Origin of the sequence: Natronolimnohabitans innermongolicus JCM 12255 (assembly GCF_000337215.1) — an archaeon.
Lineage (GTDB): Archaea > Halobacteriota > Halobacteria > Halobacteriales > Natrialbaceae > Natronolimnohabitans > Natronolimnohabitans innermongolicus.
The window spans coordinates 138,935-157,166 of record NZ_AOHZ01000041.1; the positions used below are offsets into that span (position 1 = coordinate 138,935).

Consider the following 18,232-nt stretch of genomic DNA (forward strand, 5'->3'; position numbering starts at 1 on the left):
ACATGAGTTCAGACGTACCCGATCCGACAGACGTAGAGGCACGAGCGGTAGAGAACGTCCGCATCGAGGACGAGATGGAGCAGAGCTACATCGACTACGCGATGAGCGTCATCGCGGGTCGTGCGCTCCCGCGGGTCGAAGACGGTCTCAAACCCGTCCACCGGCGCATCCTCTATGCGATGCACGAGATGGGCGTCTCCTCCGGTTCGTCCCACCGGAAGTCGTCCTCGATCGTCGGGGAGACGATGGGTGACTACCACCCCCACGGCGACCAGGCGATCTACGACACGCTCGTCCGGATGGCCCAGGACTTCTCGATGCGCTATCCGCTGGTCGACGGCCAGGGGAACTTCGGCTCGATGGACGGCGATCCGGCCGCCGCACAGCGGTATACGGAGGCCCGGATGTCGGCCATCTCCGAGGAACTTCTCGAGGACATCGACAAGGATACCGTCGACTTCTCCTCGAACTACGACGACCGCCTGCAAGAGCCCGACGTCCTCCCCTCGGCGTTCCCGAACCTCCTCGTCAACGGCTCCTCGGGGATCGCCGTCGGGATGTCGACGAACATCCCGCCGCACAACTTAGGTGAGGTCGTCGACGCGACGATCGAGTTGATCGACGATCCGGATGCGACGGTCGAGGATCTGATGGAGCACGTCAAGGCCCCCGACTTCCCGACCGGCGCGAACATCGTCGGCCGCGACGCCATCTACTCGGCGTACAAGACCGGCCGCGGACGCATCCGCGTCCGCGCCGAGTTCGAGGTCGAGGAGTGGAAGAACGGTCGCGAACGCATCGTCATCACGGAACTGCCCTTCCAGGCCAACAAGGCTCGCCTCGTCGAGCGCATCGCCGAAGACGTCAACGAGGGCCAGATCGAGGGCATCTCCGACCTGCGCGACGAGTCCGACCGCGACGGCGTCCGCATCGTCGTCGAGCTCAAACGCGGCGCGAACACGGAGATCGTCAAGAACCGACTGCTCGAGAATCACCTGGAGAAGACCTTCGGCGTCATCAACCTCGCGCTGGTCGACGGCCAGCCCCAGGTGCTCTCGCTCAAAGAGACCCTGGAGGAGTACATCGCCCACCGGCGCGAGGTCGTCCGCCGGCGCAGCGAGTACGACCTCGCCGAGGCCGAAGACCGCGCCCACATCCTCGAGGGACGGCTGAAGGCCGTCGAGAACGCCGAGGACGTCGTCGATCTCATTCGCGATAGCGAGACCCGCTCCGACGCGAAAGCGGCGCTCCAGGACGCCTACGGCTTCTCGCAGGATCAGTCCGATCACATCGTCCGGATGCAACTCGGGAGTCTAACGTCGATGGAGGCCGCCGAGATCGAAGACGAGTACGAGGACGTCACCGCCGAAATCGAACGCCTCAACGCCATCCTCGAGAGCGAACAGGAACTGCTCGAGGTCATCAAAGACGAACTTCGCGAGGTCAAAGACCAGTACGGCGACGACCGGCGAACCTCGATCATCGAAGACCAGGGGACGGTCACCCACGAGGACCTCATTCCCGAAGAGGAGGTCTTCGTCGTCATGACCGAGGACGACTACGTCAAGCGGATGCCGATCGAACAGTTCGACCCCCAGGGTCGAGGCGGCAAAGGCATCATCGGCGCCGACGTCAAGGAAGACGACCGCGTCTCGACGGTGTTCCGGGCGAACACCCACGACTTCCTGCTTTGCTTTACCAACCAGGGGAAAGTCTACCAGCTCAAGACCTACGAAATTCCCGAGATGGGCCGGACGGCCCGCGGGAAATCGGCGGTCAACATCCTCGACCTCGATCCCGGCGAGGATATCACGGCCATCGTCGACACCGACGCCTTCGGTGACGACGAGTACGTGACGATGGCCACCCACCACGGCTACGTCAAGCGAACCGCCGGCGAGGAGTTCGACAACATCCGTTCGACGGGGATCATCGCCGCCGACCTAGAGGAGGGCGACGAACTCGTCGACGTCGAGGTCACCGACGGAACCCAGGATCTGGTCATCGCCACCGAGGGTGGCATGACCATCCGATTCGACGAGGACGAAGTTCGGTCGATGGGCCGTAACGCCCGCGGCGTCAACGGGATCAAACTGCAAGACGACGACGCCGTCGCCGGCCTCGTCGCGACCGACGAAGCGGACGGACAGGCGCTGTTGACCGTCACGCGAAACGGGTACGGGAAACGAACCCGCCTCTCGGAGTACAGCAGGCAGTCCCGCTACGGCAAGGGGCTGATCGACATCAAGACGGGCGAGCGAAACGGGCGCGTCACGGCCGTCAAGGCGGTCGACGACGACGACCAGCTCGTGATCATGAGCGAACGCGGCCAGATCGTCCGCACGCGCGTCGACGAAATCTCCGAAGTCGGCCGCAACACGATGGGCGTCATCGTCATGGACGTCGAGGCCGGCGACGCGGTCGCCAGCGTCGACGACATTCCTGCAGCCGCTGCCGATGCGGCTGACGACGCTGCGGACGACGCCGACGAGAACTAACCGCAATCGATCTCCGTTTTCCCGTTCACAACGGCCCGGAGCGACGGGTTTGTGACTCGAGTCGGTCGACACGCTCCGATCGGTAGTGGGAGTGGTAGTGCGGTCGCTGAGTCAGGAGAGAGGGAAAAAGAAGAGAAGAGAAGAGAAACCGGTTAACTGAGAACCGCCGCGTCGGCGGTTAGTGAGCCGGCTCTTCGGACGGCGCGACCATGTCGTCGATGCGCAAGATGAGGATGTTGTTGGTGTCGTCCTTGCCGTCGACGCGGCCCTCGATGACGAGTTTCGACAGCGGCGTCGGGCCGACGATGACCTCGTCGTCCTCGGAGATACCCCCCATCGAGCCCTGCATGTGGATCTCGGCACGGCAGAGTTCGGGGTGGTGGACGCTCGAGAGGTCGATCTCCTCGACGATGACGTCCTCGACGGGTTCGCCCTCGTGTTCCAGCGGGACGGAAGCGGGGTCGTCCATCTGCTGGATTTCGAGGGCTTCGTAGGCCGCTGCGGTCGGCTTGTAGCCACCTTTCGGTCCGGGTACACCCTCGACGAGCTGGAGCGCTTTGAGGCTCTGCATCTGGTTTCGGATCGTTCCGGGGTTACGATCGACCTGTTCTGCGATGTCTTCGCCCTTGATCGCGGCCTCGGATTCCTTGTGCAGGTTCGTCAGCGCGCGCAGGATTTTCTTCTGGCTGGGGGTGAGTTCGATGGATGACATACTGAGTTGTTCGTAATTGATTTCCTTAAACCCGACGGGTGAGCCGAGCGGTAACGTGTGGAATATGACGTTAGAACCGGCTGTAGTAAGGCGTTTTGTTTCGATTCCGGAATCAGGACTCGATATTCGTTCGTGGTGGGTGACTCAGCCCGGAACTAGCCACCCCTCGAGGACGAGTTCGGTGAGCACGTCCTCGAGGAGGAACATGAGGACGAATCCGACCGAGAACGTCGCGGCGTTGATCCGGGTGAGGACGGCCTCGGCGTCGAACCGGATGAGGTCGGCGACTTCGATCAGCACCTGGAGGATCGCCCCGATCGCGATGGCGAAGAAGAGTGCGGCCAGCAGGTCAGATTGGCCGAAGCTACCGATCCAGCCCCCGAGAATAACGGGACCGCCGGCGATGAGTCCCATCGCCATAAAGTGGCGGAACGGCGGCGTTTCCCGTTCGCGGGCGACCGCAGCGACGATCGTCGGCCCCTCCATTACGTTGTGCATGACGAAGGCCAACACCAGTAACATCACTTGCGTCGGCTCGTCGAGGATGAAGTAGGTCCCGATACCGAGTCCCTCGCCGATGCTGTGGAGTCCGAGCGCGAGCGCGACGAGGTACGCGATCTCGAGGCCGCTCTTCTCGACCGAGGCCATCTTTCGCTGGCGCCACTCGCTCGCGAGGTACATGACGGCGAACGTGCCGGCAACACCCGCAACGCCGAGTCCGAGCGCGAGCGCCGTGTTCTCGGCGTCGCCGGCGTGCTCGAAGACGTCTTCGGTCATCTCGACGGCGATAAACGCGAGGACGCCGGCCGCAAGCGCCATGAATGCGTGGAGATACCGCGGATTAAGATCGCGAATAAACGGGAACCAGAGCATTCCGATCGCGACGGGAATAATGCCCGCAACCGCACCGATGATCGTCAGCATCCAGAGGATCTCGAGCGTGCTCGCTTCGGTCCCCATTGTGATACCGCTGAACGGAGAGGTGAGATAAATGAGTCCGAAGACCACGCCCAAAACGAGCACGGGACCGATCGCTAGCAGCCAGCGAGGCAGATCGTACATCGATCGATCGCTCATAGCGGACGATCACCGTCCGCCGACGAAACAGAAACTCGATCAGTCATTGCCGGAAGATTAGAGCGGTCTAAACTTATAGCTTTTCCACCGAACCGACGCTAGACGGAATCTAAACGTACTGAATGTCGGATACGGTGAACGAATATGAACCCGATTGTCAGCCGTCGACTTCCGCCGGCTGTGCGACGCGAACGTGGTGGGCGATCGACTCGGGAAGGGAAACGGTGCCGTCGCGACGACTCGAGCGCGCCGTGATCATGCCGAAGGGAGCGACCTCGACGATCTCGAGTTCGACGCCGGGTTCGACGCCGTGGTCGGCGAGGTAGGTGAGAACCTCGGCGTCGCGGTCGGCGACCTCCTCGACGGTGACGACGTCGCCTTCCTCGTACTCCGTGACGGACTTGCCGTCGGGCCGTTCGGGCCGTTCGAGGTCGGCGCTCGGGATCGGCGAGCCGTGTGGATCGACCGTCGGTTGGTCGAGAGCGTCGGCGACGCGAGCCTCGAAGTCCTCGCTGATGTGGTGTTCGAGGCGGTCGGCCTCCTCGTGGACTTCCGCCCAGTCGTAATCGAGGTGTTCGGTGAGGTAGGCCTCGAGCAGGCGGTGGTGGCGGACGACCTCGAGGGCGACGGTCTCGCCCTCGTCGGTCAGGGTGACGCCGCGGTACTTCTCGCGGTCGACGAGTCCGCGCTCCTCGAGTTTGTCGAGCATGCTCGTGACGGTCGGCGACGTGACCTCGAGTTCCTCGGCGATCGCGGACGTCTTGATCCGCTCGTCGGTCTCGCGTTGAAGCTGGTAGATCGCTTTGAGGTAGTCTTCCATCACGTCGCTCAGCATCATCGTACATCGCGTTTAGCCTCGTCTAACCCTAAATCTTCCGCCGCAGCGTCGTATTCGCACTCGGCGTCGAAACGACGGTCGACCACCACGGTCAAACCCCTCCGCGTGGGAGTCTCGTCCATGACGACCGTCAGAATCATCGGGGCGCCGATGGACTACGGAGCCGACCGCCGCGGCGTCGACATGGGCCCGTCGGCGATCCGATATGCTGAGCTGGCCGACGGGCTCGAGCAGGCGGGCATCGACGTGATCGACGCCGGCGACTTATCGATCCCGCGGGCCGAGGAGCGAGATCCCGACGCCGAAACGCCCGCTCGCGGAAACGCGAAGTTCCTCCGGGAGGTGGCAGACGTCAGCGATCGGTTGAGCGACCGCGTCGCGGGCGCGCTCGCCGACGACGAGTTCCCGCTGGTCCTGGGTGGTGACCACTCTGTCGCCGTCGGATCGATGCGCGGGGCCGCCCGCGAGGCCGACCTCGGGGCGGTCTGGTTCGACGCGCACGCGGACCTGAACACGCCCGAAACCTCGCCGAGCGGAAACGTCCACGGCATGCCCCTCGCGGCGGTCCTCGGGCGCGGCGCCTTCGACGAGATGGCGTGGGCCCACGCGCCGCGCGTCCGCGAGGAGTCGATCGCCTACGTCGGCCTCCGGAGTATCGACGAGCGGGAGCGCGAACTGGTCCGAGAAAGCGAGGTGACCGCGTTCACGATGTCCGATATCGACGCGCGCGGCGTGACCGCCGTCGTCGAGGACGCTCTCGACGTCGCGACCGACGGTACCGACGGCGTTCACGTCAGCCTCGATCTGGACTGGGTCGATCCCAAGACCGCACCCGGCGTCGGAACGCCCGTTCGCGGCGGCGCCACGTACCGAGAGGCCCACGCCGCGATGGAGATCGTCTCACGCTACCACGAACGAGACGGCGTCGTGCGATCGATGGACGTCGTCGAGGTCAACCCCATCTTAGACGAGGGCAACGAGACGGCGACGATCGCGGCGGAACTCACCGCGAGCGCGTTCGGCAAGCGAATTCTCTAGAACCCTCATACTTTGCAAACGGTACCGCCAGCGGAACAGTAAGCAGTGTCTACGTGTTGCGTGCAAACACGTACCACGTGCATGATCGTTCCAACACCTTTGTATCGGAGGGTTTCGGAATAGTAGGTATGACTGAGAACGTCGTCGTACTCGGGGCCGGTTACGCCGGTGCCGGGGCGATCAACAAGCTCCAGTCGGAGCTCGGGGGCAACGCACGGCTGACCTGGATTGCAGACGTCGACTATCACCTGGTTCTTCACGAAGCACACCGCGCGATTCGTGATCCGGACGTTCGGTCGGACATCACGTTCCCCGTCGACGAGATCGCAGATCCGTCGACCCGATTCATTCAGGACGAGGTCGTCGGCCTCGACGTCGACGAACAGGTCGTCGAACTCGCCGACACCGACGACGTCGACTACGACTACGTTCTCGTCGGGCTCGGCACTCAGACCGCCTACTACGGCATCCCCGGTCTCGAGGAACACTCCCTGACGCTCAAGAGTCTCGACGACGCCCTCGAGATTCACGAGGAAGTCGCGACCGCGAGCCAGGACGCCACCCGCAGCGAGCCCGCACAGGTCGTCATCGGCGGCGCCGGTCTCTCGGGAATTCAGACCGCCGGCGAAATCGCGGAGTTCCGCGACAACCACCGCGCGCCGATCGAGATCCACCTCGTCGAGGCGCTCGAGGAGATCTTCCCCGGCAACGACCCCGAAATCCAGCAGGCGCTTCGCGACCTGCTCGAGGACGCGGGCGTCCAGATCCACACGGACGACCCGATCACGGAGGCAAAAGCAGACGTCATCGAATTCGACGAAGGCGAACCGCTCGAACACGACGTGCTCGTCTGGACCGGCGGCATTACGGGCCGCGACGCGATGGGCAACGCCGACCTCGAGAACGAACACAACCGCGTCAACACGGCGGCTAACTTCCAGACCTCCGACGAGCGCGTCTTCGCCGTCGGCGACTCGGCGATCATCGACCAGGGCGACCAGCCCGCACCGCCGACCGCACAGGCCGCCTGGCAGGCCGCGGAGGTCGCCGGCGAGAACATCGCCCGCGCCATCGAAAACCGCCCGCTGAAGACCTGGGAGTTCGAGGACAAAGGAACCGTCATCTCGGTCGGCGAGAAGGCCGTCGCCCACGAGGTCAAGCCGGCGTTCGGCGTCTCCCTGCCCGTCGATACCTTCGGCGGCATCCCCGCGAAGAACCTGAAGAAGATGATCGCCGCCAAGTGGATCGCCAGCATCACCTCCTGGAACGAAGCGCGCAAGTCCTGGTCGTCGCTCTAACGCGAGCGCCCCTCGATTCTTCTCGATTTCTCTCGACTGCGGCCTGCCGTTTTCGATCGACGCTCGAGTCCTCCCGTCGAGAGACGGAGCAGCGACGGACGGCAACTCGGAGACGGTTGAGAACGCCGCGAGCGAACGGCGGACGACGAGTATCGAACGACGAACCGTCCGTCACCGAGACTCGTCTTCGGCGTCCGATTCGGGTTTGTCGTCACCAGCGGTCGTCGCGTCGCTCGAGCCCATCGGTTCAGCCGGGACGCCCGCGACGGTGGTTCCCGGCGGCACGTCCCGCGTGACGAGCGAATTCGCGGCGACGCGGGCCTCTGCACCGATCTCGACGCCGGGGAGGACGATCGCACCGGCTCCGATCATCGCACGCTCGCCGATGACGACCTCTCCCGTCCGGTACTCGTCCTGTAAGAACTCGTGACAGAGGATCGTCGCGTCGTAGCCGATGACCGCCTCCCGCTCGACAGTGATCAGTTCGGGCCAGAAGACGTCCGGCGTCGCCTCGAGCCCCCAGGAGACGCCGGGGCCGACGGTGGCACCGAGTCGACGCAAGAGGAAGCGCTTGAATCGAAGACTCGGAGAGATCCGGATCAGCCAGACGAGAACGTAGGAGACGGCGACCCGGAGAGGATGGCGAGCGCGTGGCCAGCCGGCCAGCGAGTTACCCGTGCCCGGAGTGGGATGCGTTCGAACGCGGTCATGTCGGGACTCGGTCTCGTCGGTCACTACCGGTGATAAGTTCTCTCGGTACATCAAACTGCCCGGTCGGGTCGACGACGACGTACGTCGAATTCGGCCTCGATACTGCCGATACTGATCGAGCTGTGACCAGTTCGAAGTATCACTGGTCTTTTTCCGGACACAATTGACGACAACCCAACCAGTTAGGCCCAACTGTTGTTCGGGACGGGAAGAATTGTGAGGTCGCAATGGCGCCCCAGCCAGACGTACTCCAACGGGACACGGTCTATTCACTGCTCGCCGACGACGTTCGCGAATATCTCCTCTGGCATCTCTCCGTCGTTGGCCGAGCGACGACGACAGAACTCGCCGACGGAATCGTCACCTGGAAACGACGATCAGCAACGGACGCAACGAGCACTCGTTCGATTACGATTCAACTGGTTCACAATCACCTACCGCGACTCGATCAGTACGACGTCGTCTCGTACGAACCACGTATCGGTGAAATCGAAACCGGGCGAAATTTCGATGATATCGAACCGTTCGTCGACCACCTCGAGCCCTCGATCGATCTCGAGGCAATTAGCGACTGAGTCGACGCGAGTCGCTCGTCAGCCGCCGATCACGCCATCAGTTGCGGACCGCTCGCCCGGGATACCGACCCGATCGCGAAACGTCGATCCGGAGATTCCACAGCGGTAGGCGGGCTTGTACATCATATTCTCCCCGCCAGCGCGGACGTCCCACTCCACGGCGACCGATTCGCGCAGATAGTACTGCGCCCGTTCGTTCCCCGATTTGACGTAGTACTCGCTCAGCCGAATCGGGTGGCGCTCGAACAGCCCACCGGGTTCGCGACCGTCGACGAGGACGACCGGCTTCTCGAGGTAGCACGCTCCGTCGCGAGCGCGTTTGGTGTGGGCGTTGTCCGGATGCGCGGCGAGAATCGCCTCGCGTTCGTCGCGGGACTGTTCAGGGGTGACGACATCGACCCTGTCGACCGTCATGTAGCCGATCAGGTAGCGGTGGGCGCGCTCGCCACCGGGACGGCGAAGCCCGGCGTAGAAGCCGACGACGTCGCCCGGCTCGAGTGTGCGGAGCCGAGAGACGTAGCCGCTAGTTCGGTGTTCGCCGTAGGTGAGCGCCGCGAAGTTCGGGTCGCGATGGAGGGGCCACTCGGCCAGTTCGTCGCCGGTGAGCGTTCGTTCGGCCTCGCCGATCGGCTGAGGTGTGATACGGTTCGTGAGGGCTGCCGCAGTTCCGTCGGTTGCGCGGAGCTCCCACGACCCGAGCGTTTCGGTTTCGTCGGTGTCGGCGGTTTTCTCGGGAATCGGGACGTACTCGAAGCGCCCGTCGTCGTACAGCGGCGCGAGAGTTCCGAGGTTCGTGCTGTCGGCACCGACACCAGCGAGGACGACCGTCATAGCCGCGTTTCGGCGACGACGGTCCTAAAGCCGCCGATATGCGAGCGAGAACGGCTCGATCAGCATCCGTCGTCGCCGACCGTGTCGTACGATGAACGAACTATTTTCAACTGGTTGAACAGTTCTTTCAGGTTCGAAATGTTGAAATAATACCTCGAAATACAGGTGGCTATGCCAGTACAGGGGGACCGGTCGCTCGCGATCTGTCGAGAGTGTCAAAGCGCACTCGCGGTGCGAATTCTCGCCGACGGATCGATTCGGCCGATCGGAACCGGCACGACGTGCTCCTGTGGGGGAGACGCGTTCGATGTCGTCGGCGAGCGAGCCGACGTCGAAACCGGAGGAACCGACGACGGGATCGCCACCGACGCGGACGACGGCCGACCACAGCCGCGAGCGTAACCAACGTCCACGTCGTCGTTCACAGGGCCGTAAGCGGCGACGCCGGCAATACCGAACTCGAACAGTTCGGCTCGAGAAACGCGGCTCGATCACCACTTCGTCGACTGCGAACTGTAGAACAGCGGGAGCAACAACACGAGAAACAGCGCCCCCATCGCGGCGATGGCAGTCCAGATCACCGAGAGCCACGTCTCTGAGACGACGCCGGCCAACTCGAGCGTCCAGAGTAAGCTGTAGCTCCCGACGATCAGGAGGGAGGCCACGTAGCAGCGCAGTCCCCAGCCGACGACGCGGTAGAGCGTGGTCTTCGTGACGCGCTGTGAGAGGGCACTCTCGAGGCCGAACATCAGCGCGATCCTCCTCGGTGAAACCCCGTGGACCGTTGGTCGCCCTCGAGGGACGTTCCGACTGACAAACACCGACCGACGGATCGGACGACGTCGTGGTGAGGGGCGTCGAGTACGGATCGCATGGGCCGAGCTCTAGGTGATCCTGTGACCGCTGTGACTTGAATCTACTTGCCGGTCGGCGGGTGGGGGCCGGACCGCCGGCCGTCAGCACCGGGCCAATCGCGGACAGGACGTGAGTGTGTGGCGGCGTCGGATCGGCGAGTCGTGCAAATCGGACGATGTCGAGTCTGTCAGACGTTGTCTTCCCCACCTAACCAACAGAATTAATGCCGGAGGTGTTGTCTTGCTAACTGGTTCCGGCAGTTCCCGTCAACCGAACGCCGGGATCATCCGTGTGGAGCGCCCAATCGTATTGCTGGTCAGATCGTGCCGATGGGGTGTACCCACGTTTTCACGGCGCGTCTCGAACCGGGGCACACAGCGATGACGCCGGCTGGACTCGTTTCGACTCGGTGTGGCGAGCGGACTCGCCGACCGGCGCTATGAACAGCGATGGCGGCCCGCGAGCACTCGAGCGAGACGGGAGCGGTTTTCCCGGCGATCACGGTCGCTCGAGGCGTTCAAGCAACCGTTGGAGGGGTTCTATCGGACGCTAATTATCGAAACTGAAACCGCGTGTCGGTGCCAGTTCGCGGACGATACCCCACCTATATGTACCAGACAATCACTGTGTTCGACAGCATCCGACTGCGGTGGCGAGAACTCGTATCGCGACGCCGTGACGACTGGTGTCCGTCACGCGAACGACGATCGGTGGTGCGAGACGTTCGATCCGATACTCGAGTCGACCGCCGCTCGTGGGTGCGTGACAACTATGGACTTGACACAATACAGAGCGAAACTGATCGGTAGCGAGGACGAACGAGCGGTAAGTCCGGTGATCGGCGTGATTCTGATGGTCGCCATTACGGTTATTCTGGCGGCGGTCATCGCGGCGTTCGTACTGGACATGGGACCGGAGGATCCGGATCCAACGGCCGTCGTGGACGTCGACAATAACGTCAACGATACGACGGTCGAGTTGCAGGGGACGACTGATGCCGATGGGGTTATCGTCTGGAACGCTTCAGAGGATGAGGTTCTTGGGACCAGTGACGATGCTATCTTGGATACGACTGGTGCATCAATGAGCTTCGACAATGATACCGATGGTGTCAATGATAGTACCGAAATAACGATCTACGCATATCGGGGCGAACCTAGCGAGGATTGGGAAAGTATAGAGGATCTCGACAATCTTGAGGCATACGCTATCGAAGAAGAGTTCACCTTCGAAGACGACAGCTAAATAAGGCGTCTTCTCCGTTTTTCGCAGTTATACCGCTAGCAGCGGACGAACGTATCGAGTACTCGAGTTGGATGCTAATCCCCTATTTCACTCGTCTGCCAAACCCTTCATAACTCTGTTCAATATCGTATCCTATCAAATACAATATTTGAGGTGATACACCGCTATAATTTCATGACGCGACTACAGCCTGTATCAGCCGTCCGATTATCGATATCGATATTTGCTTCGATACTCGTTCATGAGTGAATAGGTACACTATCAAATAATTTTAAATAGTCGGCATTCAGTGATAGCTAACAGCACCAGAGAGCGTGAGAAGACAATGCCGAGGAGCAGCCCAATCCCCCTCGAGTACAGCCGGGACGTCACAGTCTCGGAACGATTCTTCTCCCTGCTTGTGGGTGCGTGACAATAATATGGATTTACGTAACTATCGAAATAAATTGGTCGGCGACGAAGACGAGCGGGCAGTATCACCCGTTATCGGAGTAATTCTCATGGTCGCGATTACGGTTATCCTCGCGGCCGTGATCGCAGCGTTCGTGCTCGATATGGGCCCAGAGGGCCCGGAGCCGACGGCTGTGGTGGATGTTGATGAACAGAATGACACGACGGTAGTCGAGCTGCGCGGGACTACCGACGCCGATGGGATTCTTATTAAAGTCGACAATGGTAGTGGTAATGAGTTTGAGAGTATAATAGAAACCACCGGTGGCTCAGAAGGTATTGACCACAGTGGAAACGAATCGGCTACCGTCTACGCGTATAGCGGAGGCGGAGACAATATCGAAGGTCTCGATGATGTCGACGAGTACACCATCGCCGAGGAGTTCGACCTCGACTAACCTGAACTCCTATAGTAGCCACTGAAACGGTTTACACACTGATCGCAACGCTGTACTGCGATCAGGTGTGCAGTGACTTTCAGTGGCCACTATAGTTCACGCGTTTTTGCTGCAGTGCCAGACAATGGAAAACACTCGAGTCGCTACGTCCCTCGACCTCGAGAAACTATGAGAACAATTTTGAGAACGTTACGTCGTACTGCCATGATGAGTCGGTCACAAAAGCCGACGGTATCGCACCGTCGGTGCTCCCCATCCGTAGTGGTGTGTCGGCGGACGGGCGAATCGGCGATCAGGTAGTGACGTTGGAACTACTGATCGGTCGCGGGTAGATCCGACATCGCAGTCGGACGGATGCTGTCGGCACAGACAGTACTCCCTGCCCCGCTACCCGACGCATTCGTCCATCGAAGCCTAAGTGTACTGGCCGTCTCACGTGCCCATAGTTCTCAACGACGGACTCGTGGGGCATCCCCAGTGCGGTGCTTGAGCCGAGTCCACGCCACCGAAGTACTCGACCAGATTCCGAGCACGACGGGGGGAACTCGAGCGCGCTCGATCGTGCGAGGTCGCGTTCGGACCCGTTCTGGAACGCAACTCGGGAGCCTGAGCACGACAGACGACGAAGCACGTCTCCATCGCGATCGGCGGCGCGCGCGAGTCCGCGTCCCGCGAATACCGCCTCTGTATGACCAATACCAATATCCATCGGGATTATCTGGACGAACGCTCGTCCGTGCTCGAATACACAGAACCGCATGACTGCGGTGCCTCAAGGCGGGGTTGTAACGTCACAGCACGCCCCCTGATTCTCACGTCTGAAATCGACCGAGACGTCCCAGGCAGTTTGAACTTCATACTAACGAATACCTATATATAGTCGTACTCCACTGATCGCGATCAGCACCGGACGACGCTGAGAAGATGACGCCGAGGAACAGTCCACTCCCCCCTCGAGCGCCACGGGTGACGTTCACGAGCCCCAGTGCGTCTTCTCACCGTTTACAGGTGTGTTCACGGAACGAACCACAATCATGGATCTAACGAAATACAGAGACAAGCTGGTCGGCAGCGAAGACGAACGAGCAGTATCGCCCGTTATCGGAATTATCCTGATGGTCGCCATTACGGTTATTCTGGCGGCTGTTATCGCGGCATTCGTGCTGGACATGGGTCCAGAGGATCCGGATCCACAGGCTGTGATCGACGACGAACAGACTGGTGACGAGGTCGAAATTGAACTGCAGGGAACCACGGACGCGGATGGGATTATCGTCTGTAATGAGAGCGATGGGATAGTTAATGACGAGGAAGGTGTGCTGACTACGACTGGCGAATCACACGAATTCAACATATCCGATGGCGATACCATCCAGGTGATTGCTTTCAGTGGTGACGAACCCGATGTGTACGGTGAAGAAGACGTAGACGAACTCGGTCTCGACAACTACGCAATCGTAGACGAATTCGAGTCCGACGACTAACAGTCTGTAGAACCGCTATCCTAACGCTTTTCGCCGCTATTTCCACAGTCCCGTCCGCACCACGATACGTACCGCGCCGTTTTCACATACCAGTGTCGATGATGTCGGTTCTGTCGATCGTCCCCCTCGAGTCCAGTACACACCCACACTCCGTCGTGGATTGTTGCTAACTCGAGGGCTGTAAGTCCATCCGGAGAATTTCCAGATCACGGGAAGCGAACGCCACACTATATTCACGGCTGCCTGAACGTCCGGTGATGACTGCCGAAGAGATGGATCTCGAGGAAATGACGGCGTTTCTTCGAGACGCGAACACAGGCGTGCTATCGTTAACGAACGGCAGCGAAACCTACGCGGTTCCGGAGTCGTTCGCGTACGACGACGGAACGATCTACTTCCAATTCGCGAACCGAGATGGCAGCCACAAGATGTCGTTCGTCGGAACGACCGACGTCGCGACGGTGACCGTCTTCGCCGAGAACCCCGCGAGAAGCGTTATCGCCAGAGGGCCGATCGAGCGTGTGCCGGAACACGAAACGCTCGAGGCGACGAGCGCACTCGCAGAGAACGCGTCTATCCCGACGCTGAACGTCGTTCCAGACGTTTCCGTCGACGAACTTTCCTTCGAACTCTATCGCGTCGACCTGGAGTTCGTTACCGGACGACGGTTTCCCGAGTCTCGGTCGCAGACGGTGACCGAACTACCCGATATCTGTATTGGACACCTCGAGGACGCACTGCGTGACGACGATCCAGCGGAGAAGGACTACCACATTCGACAGGCGATGCAGGCGTGCTCTCCACTTCCCGACGACTAGTCGTCTCGGACGCCCGTATACAGTTCACCGCCGATCGGCACTGTGACCGTGGTTTCGGCCGCGACACTCACGTCTCGGGTGAGCGACCTCTCGATGGCCTTCTAGCCGAGATCCAAGAATGGTCCCTGCTCTGATCCCACGGATCAGTGTCGGCAGGTGTCCAATACGGACAATGGTGGGCGCGGTCGCTGTTGGCACCGTAACCGCGACAGAAGCGGTCGGAAACGTGCGCTCCGCAGTGTTTGCACGTCGAATCAGTGCCGGCCGACGGCCACGGCGCGACCGTCACGCCGACCACCTCTGAATCTCCTGTCCGCCAAACGGAATTACCTCAAACCCGAGAATTGGATTTTCGGCACGCTCAGAGGTATGAGCGGCTAGGAGTTGAACATTTGGAGAATTCGAAGTGGGACCGCCGAGAATTGAACTCGGGTCCTACGGACCCCATCCGCAGAGGATACCACTACCCCACGGTCCCGCATGTAGATGCATGGCCGTCTGCCGTTTAAGGGTATCGTTTCGAGAGCGCCACGACACGGTCTCGCGTAGCTCTCGAGTCCGCGTCTACACCAACACGCGCTCGAGGTCGACCACGACGCCCTCCGCAGCGTCCGCAGCCCCGACGAACTCGCCGAGACACACCGCCGCGTCGTTCGGCGTGTAGCACGCGACCAGTTGTCCCTCGGCGACGTCGTCGGCGACGTCGAGGACGCCCGGCGCGTACACCGGTGCGCCCTCGGCGACCTCGGCGGCCGCGCTCCGTGCGATCGTCACGCTCGGGAGGTCCTCGAGGATTCGCTCTGCCGGATCGACGACCTCGCGAAGTAGGTCGGCGTCGTCGTCCTCGCGCCAGAACGCGAGCGCGTCGAGGAATTCGTACGCCGAGTAGAGGTCGCGGTCGTCGAAGGGGGACGTCGCAGTCCGTCGCAGGTGGCCCATGTGGCCGCCGGTTCCGAGCGCCAGGCCGAGGTCGTGACAGAGTTTGCGGACGTAGGTGCCACTCTCGCAGCGAATCCGAAGCAAGAGCTGCCGATCGCTCGCCTCGAGAACGTCCAGATCGTAAATCTCGCGAACGCGCAGGCGTCGTGACACCGCGCTCTTGCGCGGGGGTTTCTGGTAGATCGGTCCCTCGAAGTCGGCGACGACCGATTCGGCGTCCGCGGGAACCGGAGCGTGACACTCGAGGACGGCAACGTACTCCTTGAAACCCTCGAGGAAGACCTGTGCTAGTCGAGTGGCCTCGCCGAGCATGACGGGAAGACAGCCGGTAACCTTGGGGTCGAGCGTTCCGGCGTGGGCGGCCTGTTCGATCGTTGCGTCCGTGCTCTGTGCAGTCAGCGTCTCGTCGACGGCGTCGCGGAGCCAGCCGCTAACCTGGTGGGAGGACGGACCAGGGGGTTTGTCGAGGTTGACGACGCCGAACGTGAGTAGTTCCTCGGGGGGTCGTTCTGCGGGCGGCCCGCGGAGTCGAGAGTGGTCGGTCATCCTCAGAAGTCGTACTCCGTCGGGACGGCGGCTTGCCCCTCGTCGCCGTCGCCGTCGTAGCGCTCGACGGCGGTGACGAACATATCCAGTACGGCGCCGGGCTCCCACCGGGCCGTGTTCACCGAGAGATCGTAGATCGTTAGATCGCGAATGTCGATACTGTAGTACTCCTGGTAACGCTTGGCTTCGCTGGCCTCCCGGGCTTTCGTCTCCTCGGTTGCTCGTTCCGGATCTTTGCCCTCTCGCTCGGCAATTCGGTGGCCGCGGACTCGTGGCGGCGCGTCGAGCCAGAACCGGAAGTCGGCCTGTTCGCCGGCCAGCCAGCCGGCCAGTCGAGACTCGAGGACCAGGTCGTCACCGTCGACGGCGATTTCTCGCAGTCGCCGGTCGAGATCTCGGTCGATCTGATCGTTTTCTTCGGCGAGTTTGTTGAACTCGAGGGGTGTGTAGCCGCGCTCGTCGGCGAGCTCTCGGAAGATGTCACCGCCGCTGACGTGCTCCAAGTCGAACCGCTCGGCGAGTAACTCCGCTGTCGTACTCTTCCCGCTACCCGGCGGGCCGGAGACGGTAAGTAACATATCCGAACTGCGCGGCGGCCGGTAAAATGGGTTTTGAATCGTTCGACGAACACCGACTGAAACGACACCGGACGCGGTGAGACAGACGCCCACCTCGAACGCCTCATACGGTTTACTGTCCGTCAGTTCCGACGCAACCGCGGTCCGGGCGGCGGTTGCGCCGGGACATCGGGACAGCAATCCGTATCAGTTGTGAGTCGATTTGCGAATCAGAATCGATCGGATACGGTCGCCCGACGTCAGGCCGTATCCGGCGACATGTCGATATTCAGAGACTTGCGCATCAGTTGCGAGAAGCCCAGCGAGCAGAGGAAGTACCAGATAATCCAGGCCGGCATCGGTCCGAGCACTCCCGACTGCCAGTTGGTCTCTCCGACGAGCGGCATGACGACGGTCTCGTCGACGCCGATCGACTGCACTTGCCAGTAGATCCACAGGAACAGCGGGATCGTAAGCAGCATAATCCAGACCATCGGCCGAAGCTGCTCTTTGAACATACCGAGGTTCTCGGCCATCGCCTCCATCTGCTCCTCGCGGATATCCTCGAGTTCGTTGTCGAGACGTTCGATTTCGGCCTCGCTGGCGCCGCGCTCCTCGGCTTCCTGTTTGCGTTCGCGGGCGTCTTTCTGTTTTTCTTGCATGGCCTTCATCCGCTCTTGGTACTTGGCCATGATCTCGGGGTTCATCATGTTCGCCTGCAGGAGCGCCGAGTACAGCCCCGTCAGCAGTGCAACTGAAAGAATCACTGCGTAGAAGGGAAGCGCCTCGTTCAGTGGTGCGAGGAAGAGATCCACTGTGGTCCCAACGGCTGTCTGGATCGAATCGAACCAGTACCCGGGCATGAGCAGGAGTGCGCTGACAGCGGCGATCTTGTCCCACTGAGACCACTTGGTCTCCTCAGCGTCGATATCGACATCGGTGTCGTAGCTCTCGACGTCCCCATCACCGTCGAGTGCCTCGTCGTAGGCCTCGCGGTCGGCGATTCGGAACCCTTCGTCGCCGTCGACTAGTACGCCTTTCTCGATCAATCGGCCCCACTGCCCGCTCGTCAGATCGTCGCGGACGTGGGCCCACTCGACCTCGCCACCGTTCTCGTCGGCCGCGTCTCGAATGGCCTCGAGCGCGTCCGACATGGCGGAATCCTCTCGGACGAGGTCGTTGATTTTCTCCGCTGTACGCGTCATCTGTGTTGGGCTAGGTACGTTCGGTATACAAGTGTTTATCTTCGATGGCGGTCCGAACGGCCGAACGGGCAGCGATACCGACGGTCGCGTTCGAAACCGCCACGAGACCGCCCCTTCTCACCCACTCTCGAGGAACGGGAGACCGCTGCGTCCCCAG

The 18,232-nt window shown here is 61.5% G+C and carries 18 protein-coding genes, 1 tRNA gene and 1 pseudogene; 9 read left to right on the plus strand and 11 right to left on the minus strand.

The window, feature by feature from the left end; all coding sequences use genetic code 11:
- Positions 1 to 2: 2 nt before the first annotated feature.
- Positions 3 to 2,498 carry a DNA gyrase subunit A gene (gene gyrA / locus C493_RS08375; RefSeq protein ID WP_049889229.1) on the plus strand — a complete coding sequence of 832 codons (2,496 nt, stop codon included), beginning with the start codon at positions 3 to 5 and terminating at the stop codon, positions 2,496 to 2,498.
- 178 nt (positions 2,499 to 2,676) lie between these two features.
- Here gyrA and C493_RS08380 read toward each other — a convergent pair whose 3' ends face one another.
- From C493_RS08380 to C493_RS08390, 3 genes are all read right to left on the minus strand, one after another.
- Positions 2,677 to 3,210 carry an Rrf2 family transcriptional regulator gene (locus C493_RS08380; RefSeq protein ID WP_007259000.1) on the minus strand — a complete coding sequence of 178 codons (534 nt, stop codon included), beginning with the start codon at positions 3,208 to 3,210 and terminating at the stop codon, positions 2,677 to 2,679.
- Between the two features lie 144 nt (positions 3,211 to 3,354).
- Positions 3,355 to 4,287: a ZIP family metal transporter gene (locus tag C493_RS08385; RefSeq protein WP_007259001.1), complete on the minus strand. Its 933-nt coding sequence runs from the start codon at positions 4,285 to 4,287 to the stop codon at positions 3,355 to 3,357.
- Positions 4,288 to 4,444: 157 nt separating this feature from the next.
- Positions 4,445 to 5,125 carry a metal-dependent transcriptional regulator gene (locus tag C493_RS08390; RefSeq protein WP_049889230.1) on the minus strand — a complete coding sequence of 227 codons (681 nt, stop codon included), beginning with the start codon at positions 5,123 to 5,125 and terminating at the stop codon, positions 4,445 to 4,447.
- 120 nt (positions 5,126 to 5,245) lie between these two features.
- Between C493_RS08390 and rocF the strand changes: the two genes are divergently transcribed.
- Positions 5,246 to 6,163: an arginase gene (gene rocF / locus C493_RS08395; protein ID WP_007259003.1), complete on the plus strand. Its 918-nt coding sequence runs from the start codon at positions 5,246 to 5,248 to the stop codon at positions 6,161 to 6,163.
- Positions 6,164 to 6,291: 128 nt separating this feature from the next.
- Positions 6,292 to 7,461: an NAD(P)/FAD-dependent oxidoreductase gene (locus C493_RS08400; RefSeq protein WP_007259004.1), complete on the plus strand. Its 1,170-nt coding sequence runs from the start codon at positions 6,292 to 6,294 to the stop codon at positions 7,459 to 7,461.
- Between the two features lie 171 nt (positions 7,462 to 7,632).
- On the opposite strand, the gene C493_RS08405 is transcribed toward C493_RS08400, so the two are convergent.
- Complete coding sequence (locus C493_RS08405; protein ID WP_007259005.1) at positions 7,633 to 8,196, minus strand: acyltransferase; 564 nt, start codon at positions 8,194 to 8,196, stop codon at positions 7,633 to 7,635.
- A 203-nt stretch (positions 8,197 to 8,399) separates the two neighbouring features.
- Between C493_RS08405 and C493_RS08410 the strand changes: the two genes are divergently transcribed.
- Positions 8,400 to 8,747: a DUF7344 domain-containing protein gene (locus tag C493_RS08410; RefSeq protein WP_007259006.1), complete on the plus strand. Its 348-nt coding sequence runs from the start codon at positions 8,400 to 8,402 to the stop codon at positions 8,745 to 8,747.
- Between the two features lie 18 nt (positions 8,748 to 8,765).
- On the opposite strand, the gene C493_RS08415 is transcribed toward C493_RS08410, so the two are convergent.
- On the minus strand, positions 8,766 to 9,578 hold the full coding sequence (locus C493_RS08415; protein ID WP_007259007.1) for an Nmad3 family putative nucleotide modification protein: 813 nt from the start codon (positions 9,576 to 9,578) through the stop codon (positions 8,766 to 8,768).
- 171 nt (positions 9,579 to 9,749) lie between these two features.
- Here C493_RS08415 and C493_RS23225 point away from each other — a divergent pair, with 171 nt between their 5' ends.
- The gene (locus tag C493_RS23225; RefSeq protein ID WP_007259008.1) at positions 9,750 to 9,980 is read left to right on the plus strand and encodes a hypothetical protein; all 231 of its coding nucleotides are present in this window, start codon (positions 9,750 to 9,752) and stop codon (positions 9,978 to 9,980) included.
- An 89-nt stretch (positions 9,981 to 10,069) separates the two neighbouring features.
- On the opposite strand, the gene C493_RS08425 is transcribed toward C493_RS23225, so the two are convergent.
- Positions 10,070 to 10,327, minus strand: a complete 258-nt coding sequence (locus C493_RS08425) for a hypothetical protein (RefSeq protein ID WP_007259009.1) — start codon at positions 10,325 to 10,327, stop codon at positions 10,070 to 10,072.
- Between the two features lie 877 nt (positions 10,328 to 11,204).
- Here C493_RS08425 and C493_RS22170 point away from each other — a divergent pair.
- From C493_RS22170 to C493_RS08445, 4 genes are all read left to right on the plus strand, one after another.
- Entirely contained in the window at positions 11,205 to 11,678 is a 474-nt protein-coding gene (locus C493_RS22170; protein WP_086009959.1) for a type IV pilin, read from the plus strand.
- 419 nt (positions 11,679 to 12,097) lie between these two features.
- Positions 12,098 to 12,526 carry a type IV pilin gene (locus tag C493_RS08435; protein WP_058864996.1) on the plus strand — a complete coding sequence of 143 codons (429 nt, stop codon included), beginning with the start codon at positions 12,098 to 12,100 and terminating at the stop codon, positions 12,524 to 12,526.
- A 1,034-nt stretch (positions 12,527 to 13,560) separates the two neighbouring features.
- On the plus strand, positions 13,561 to 14,010 hold the full coding sequence (locus tag C493_RS08440) for a type IV pilin (RefSeq protein ID WP_007259012.1): 450 nt from the start codon (positions 13,561 to 13,563) through the stop codon (positions 14,008 to 14,010).
- A 257-nt stretch (positions 14,011 to 14,267) separates the two neighbouring features.
- A complete protein-coding gene (locus C493_RS08445) occupies positions 14,268 to 14,828 on the plus strand; it encodes a pyridoxamine 5'-phosphate oxidase family protein (RefSeq protein WP_007259013.1) in 561 nt (186 codons plus the stop codon).
- 169 nt (positions 14,829 to 14,997) lie between these two features.
- On the opposite strand, the pseudogene C493_RS24280 reads toward C493_RS08445, so the two are convergent.
- The 5 genes and pseudogenes from C493_RS24280 to C493_RS08465 all read right to left on the minus strand — a co-directional run.
- A pseudogene (locus C493_RS24280) lies at positions 14,998 to 15,126 on the minus strand (DUF7563 family protein); the annotation flags it as partial.
- 109 nt (positions 15,127 to 15,235) lie between these two features.
- Positions 15,236 to 15,306 (minus strand) — tRNA-Pro (locus C493_RS08450).
- 86 nt (positions 15,307 to 15,392) lie between these two features.
- The gene (locus tag C493_RS08455) at positions 15,393 to 16,313 is read right to left on the minus strand and encodes an RNA-guided pseudouridylation complex pseudouridine synthase subunit Cbf5 (RefSeq protein WP_007259014.1); all 921 of its coding nucleotides are present in this window, start codon (positions 16,311 to 16,313) and stop codon (positions 15,393 to 15,395) included.
- 2 nt (positions 16,314 to 16,315) lie between these two features.
- Entirely contained in the window at positions 16,316 to 16,891 is a 576-nt protein-coding gene (gene cmk / locus C493_RS08460; RefSeq protein WP_007259015.1) for a (d)CMP kinase, read from the minus strand.
- Between the two features lie 239 nt (positions 16,892 to 17,130).
- The gene (locus C493_RS08465; protein WP_007259016.1) at positions 17,131 to 18,075 is read right to left on the minus strand and encodes a DUF106 domain-containing protein; all 945 of its coding nucleotides are present in this window, start codon (positions 18,073 to 18,075) and stop codon (positions 17,131 to 17,133) included.
- Positions 18,076 to 18,232 lie beyond the last annotated feature (157 nt).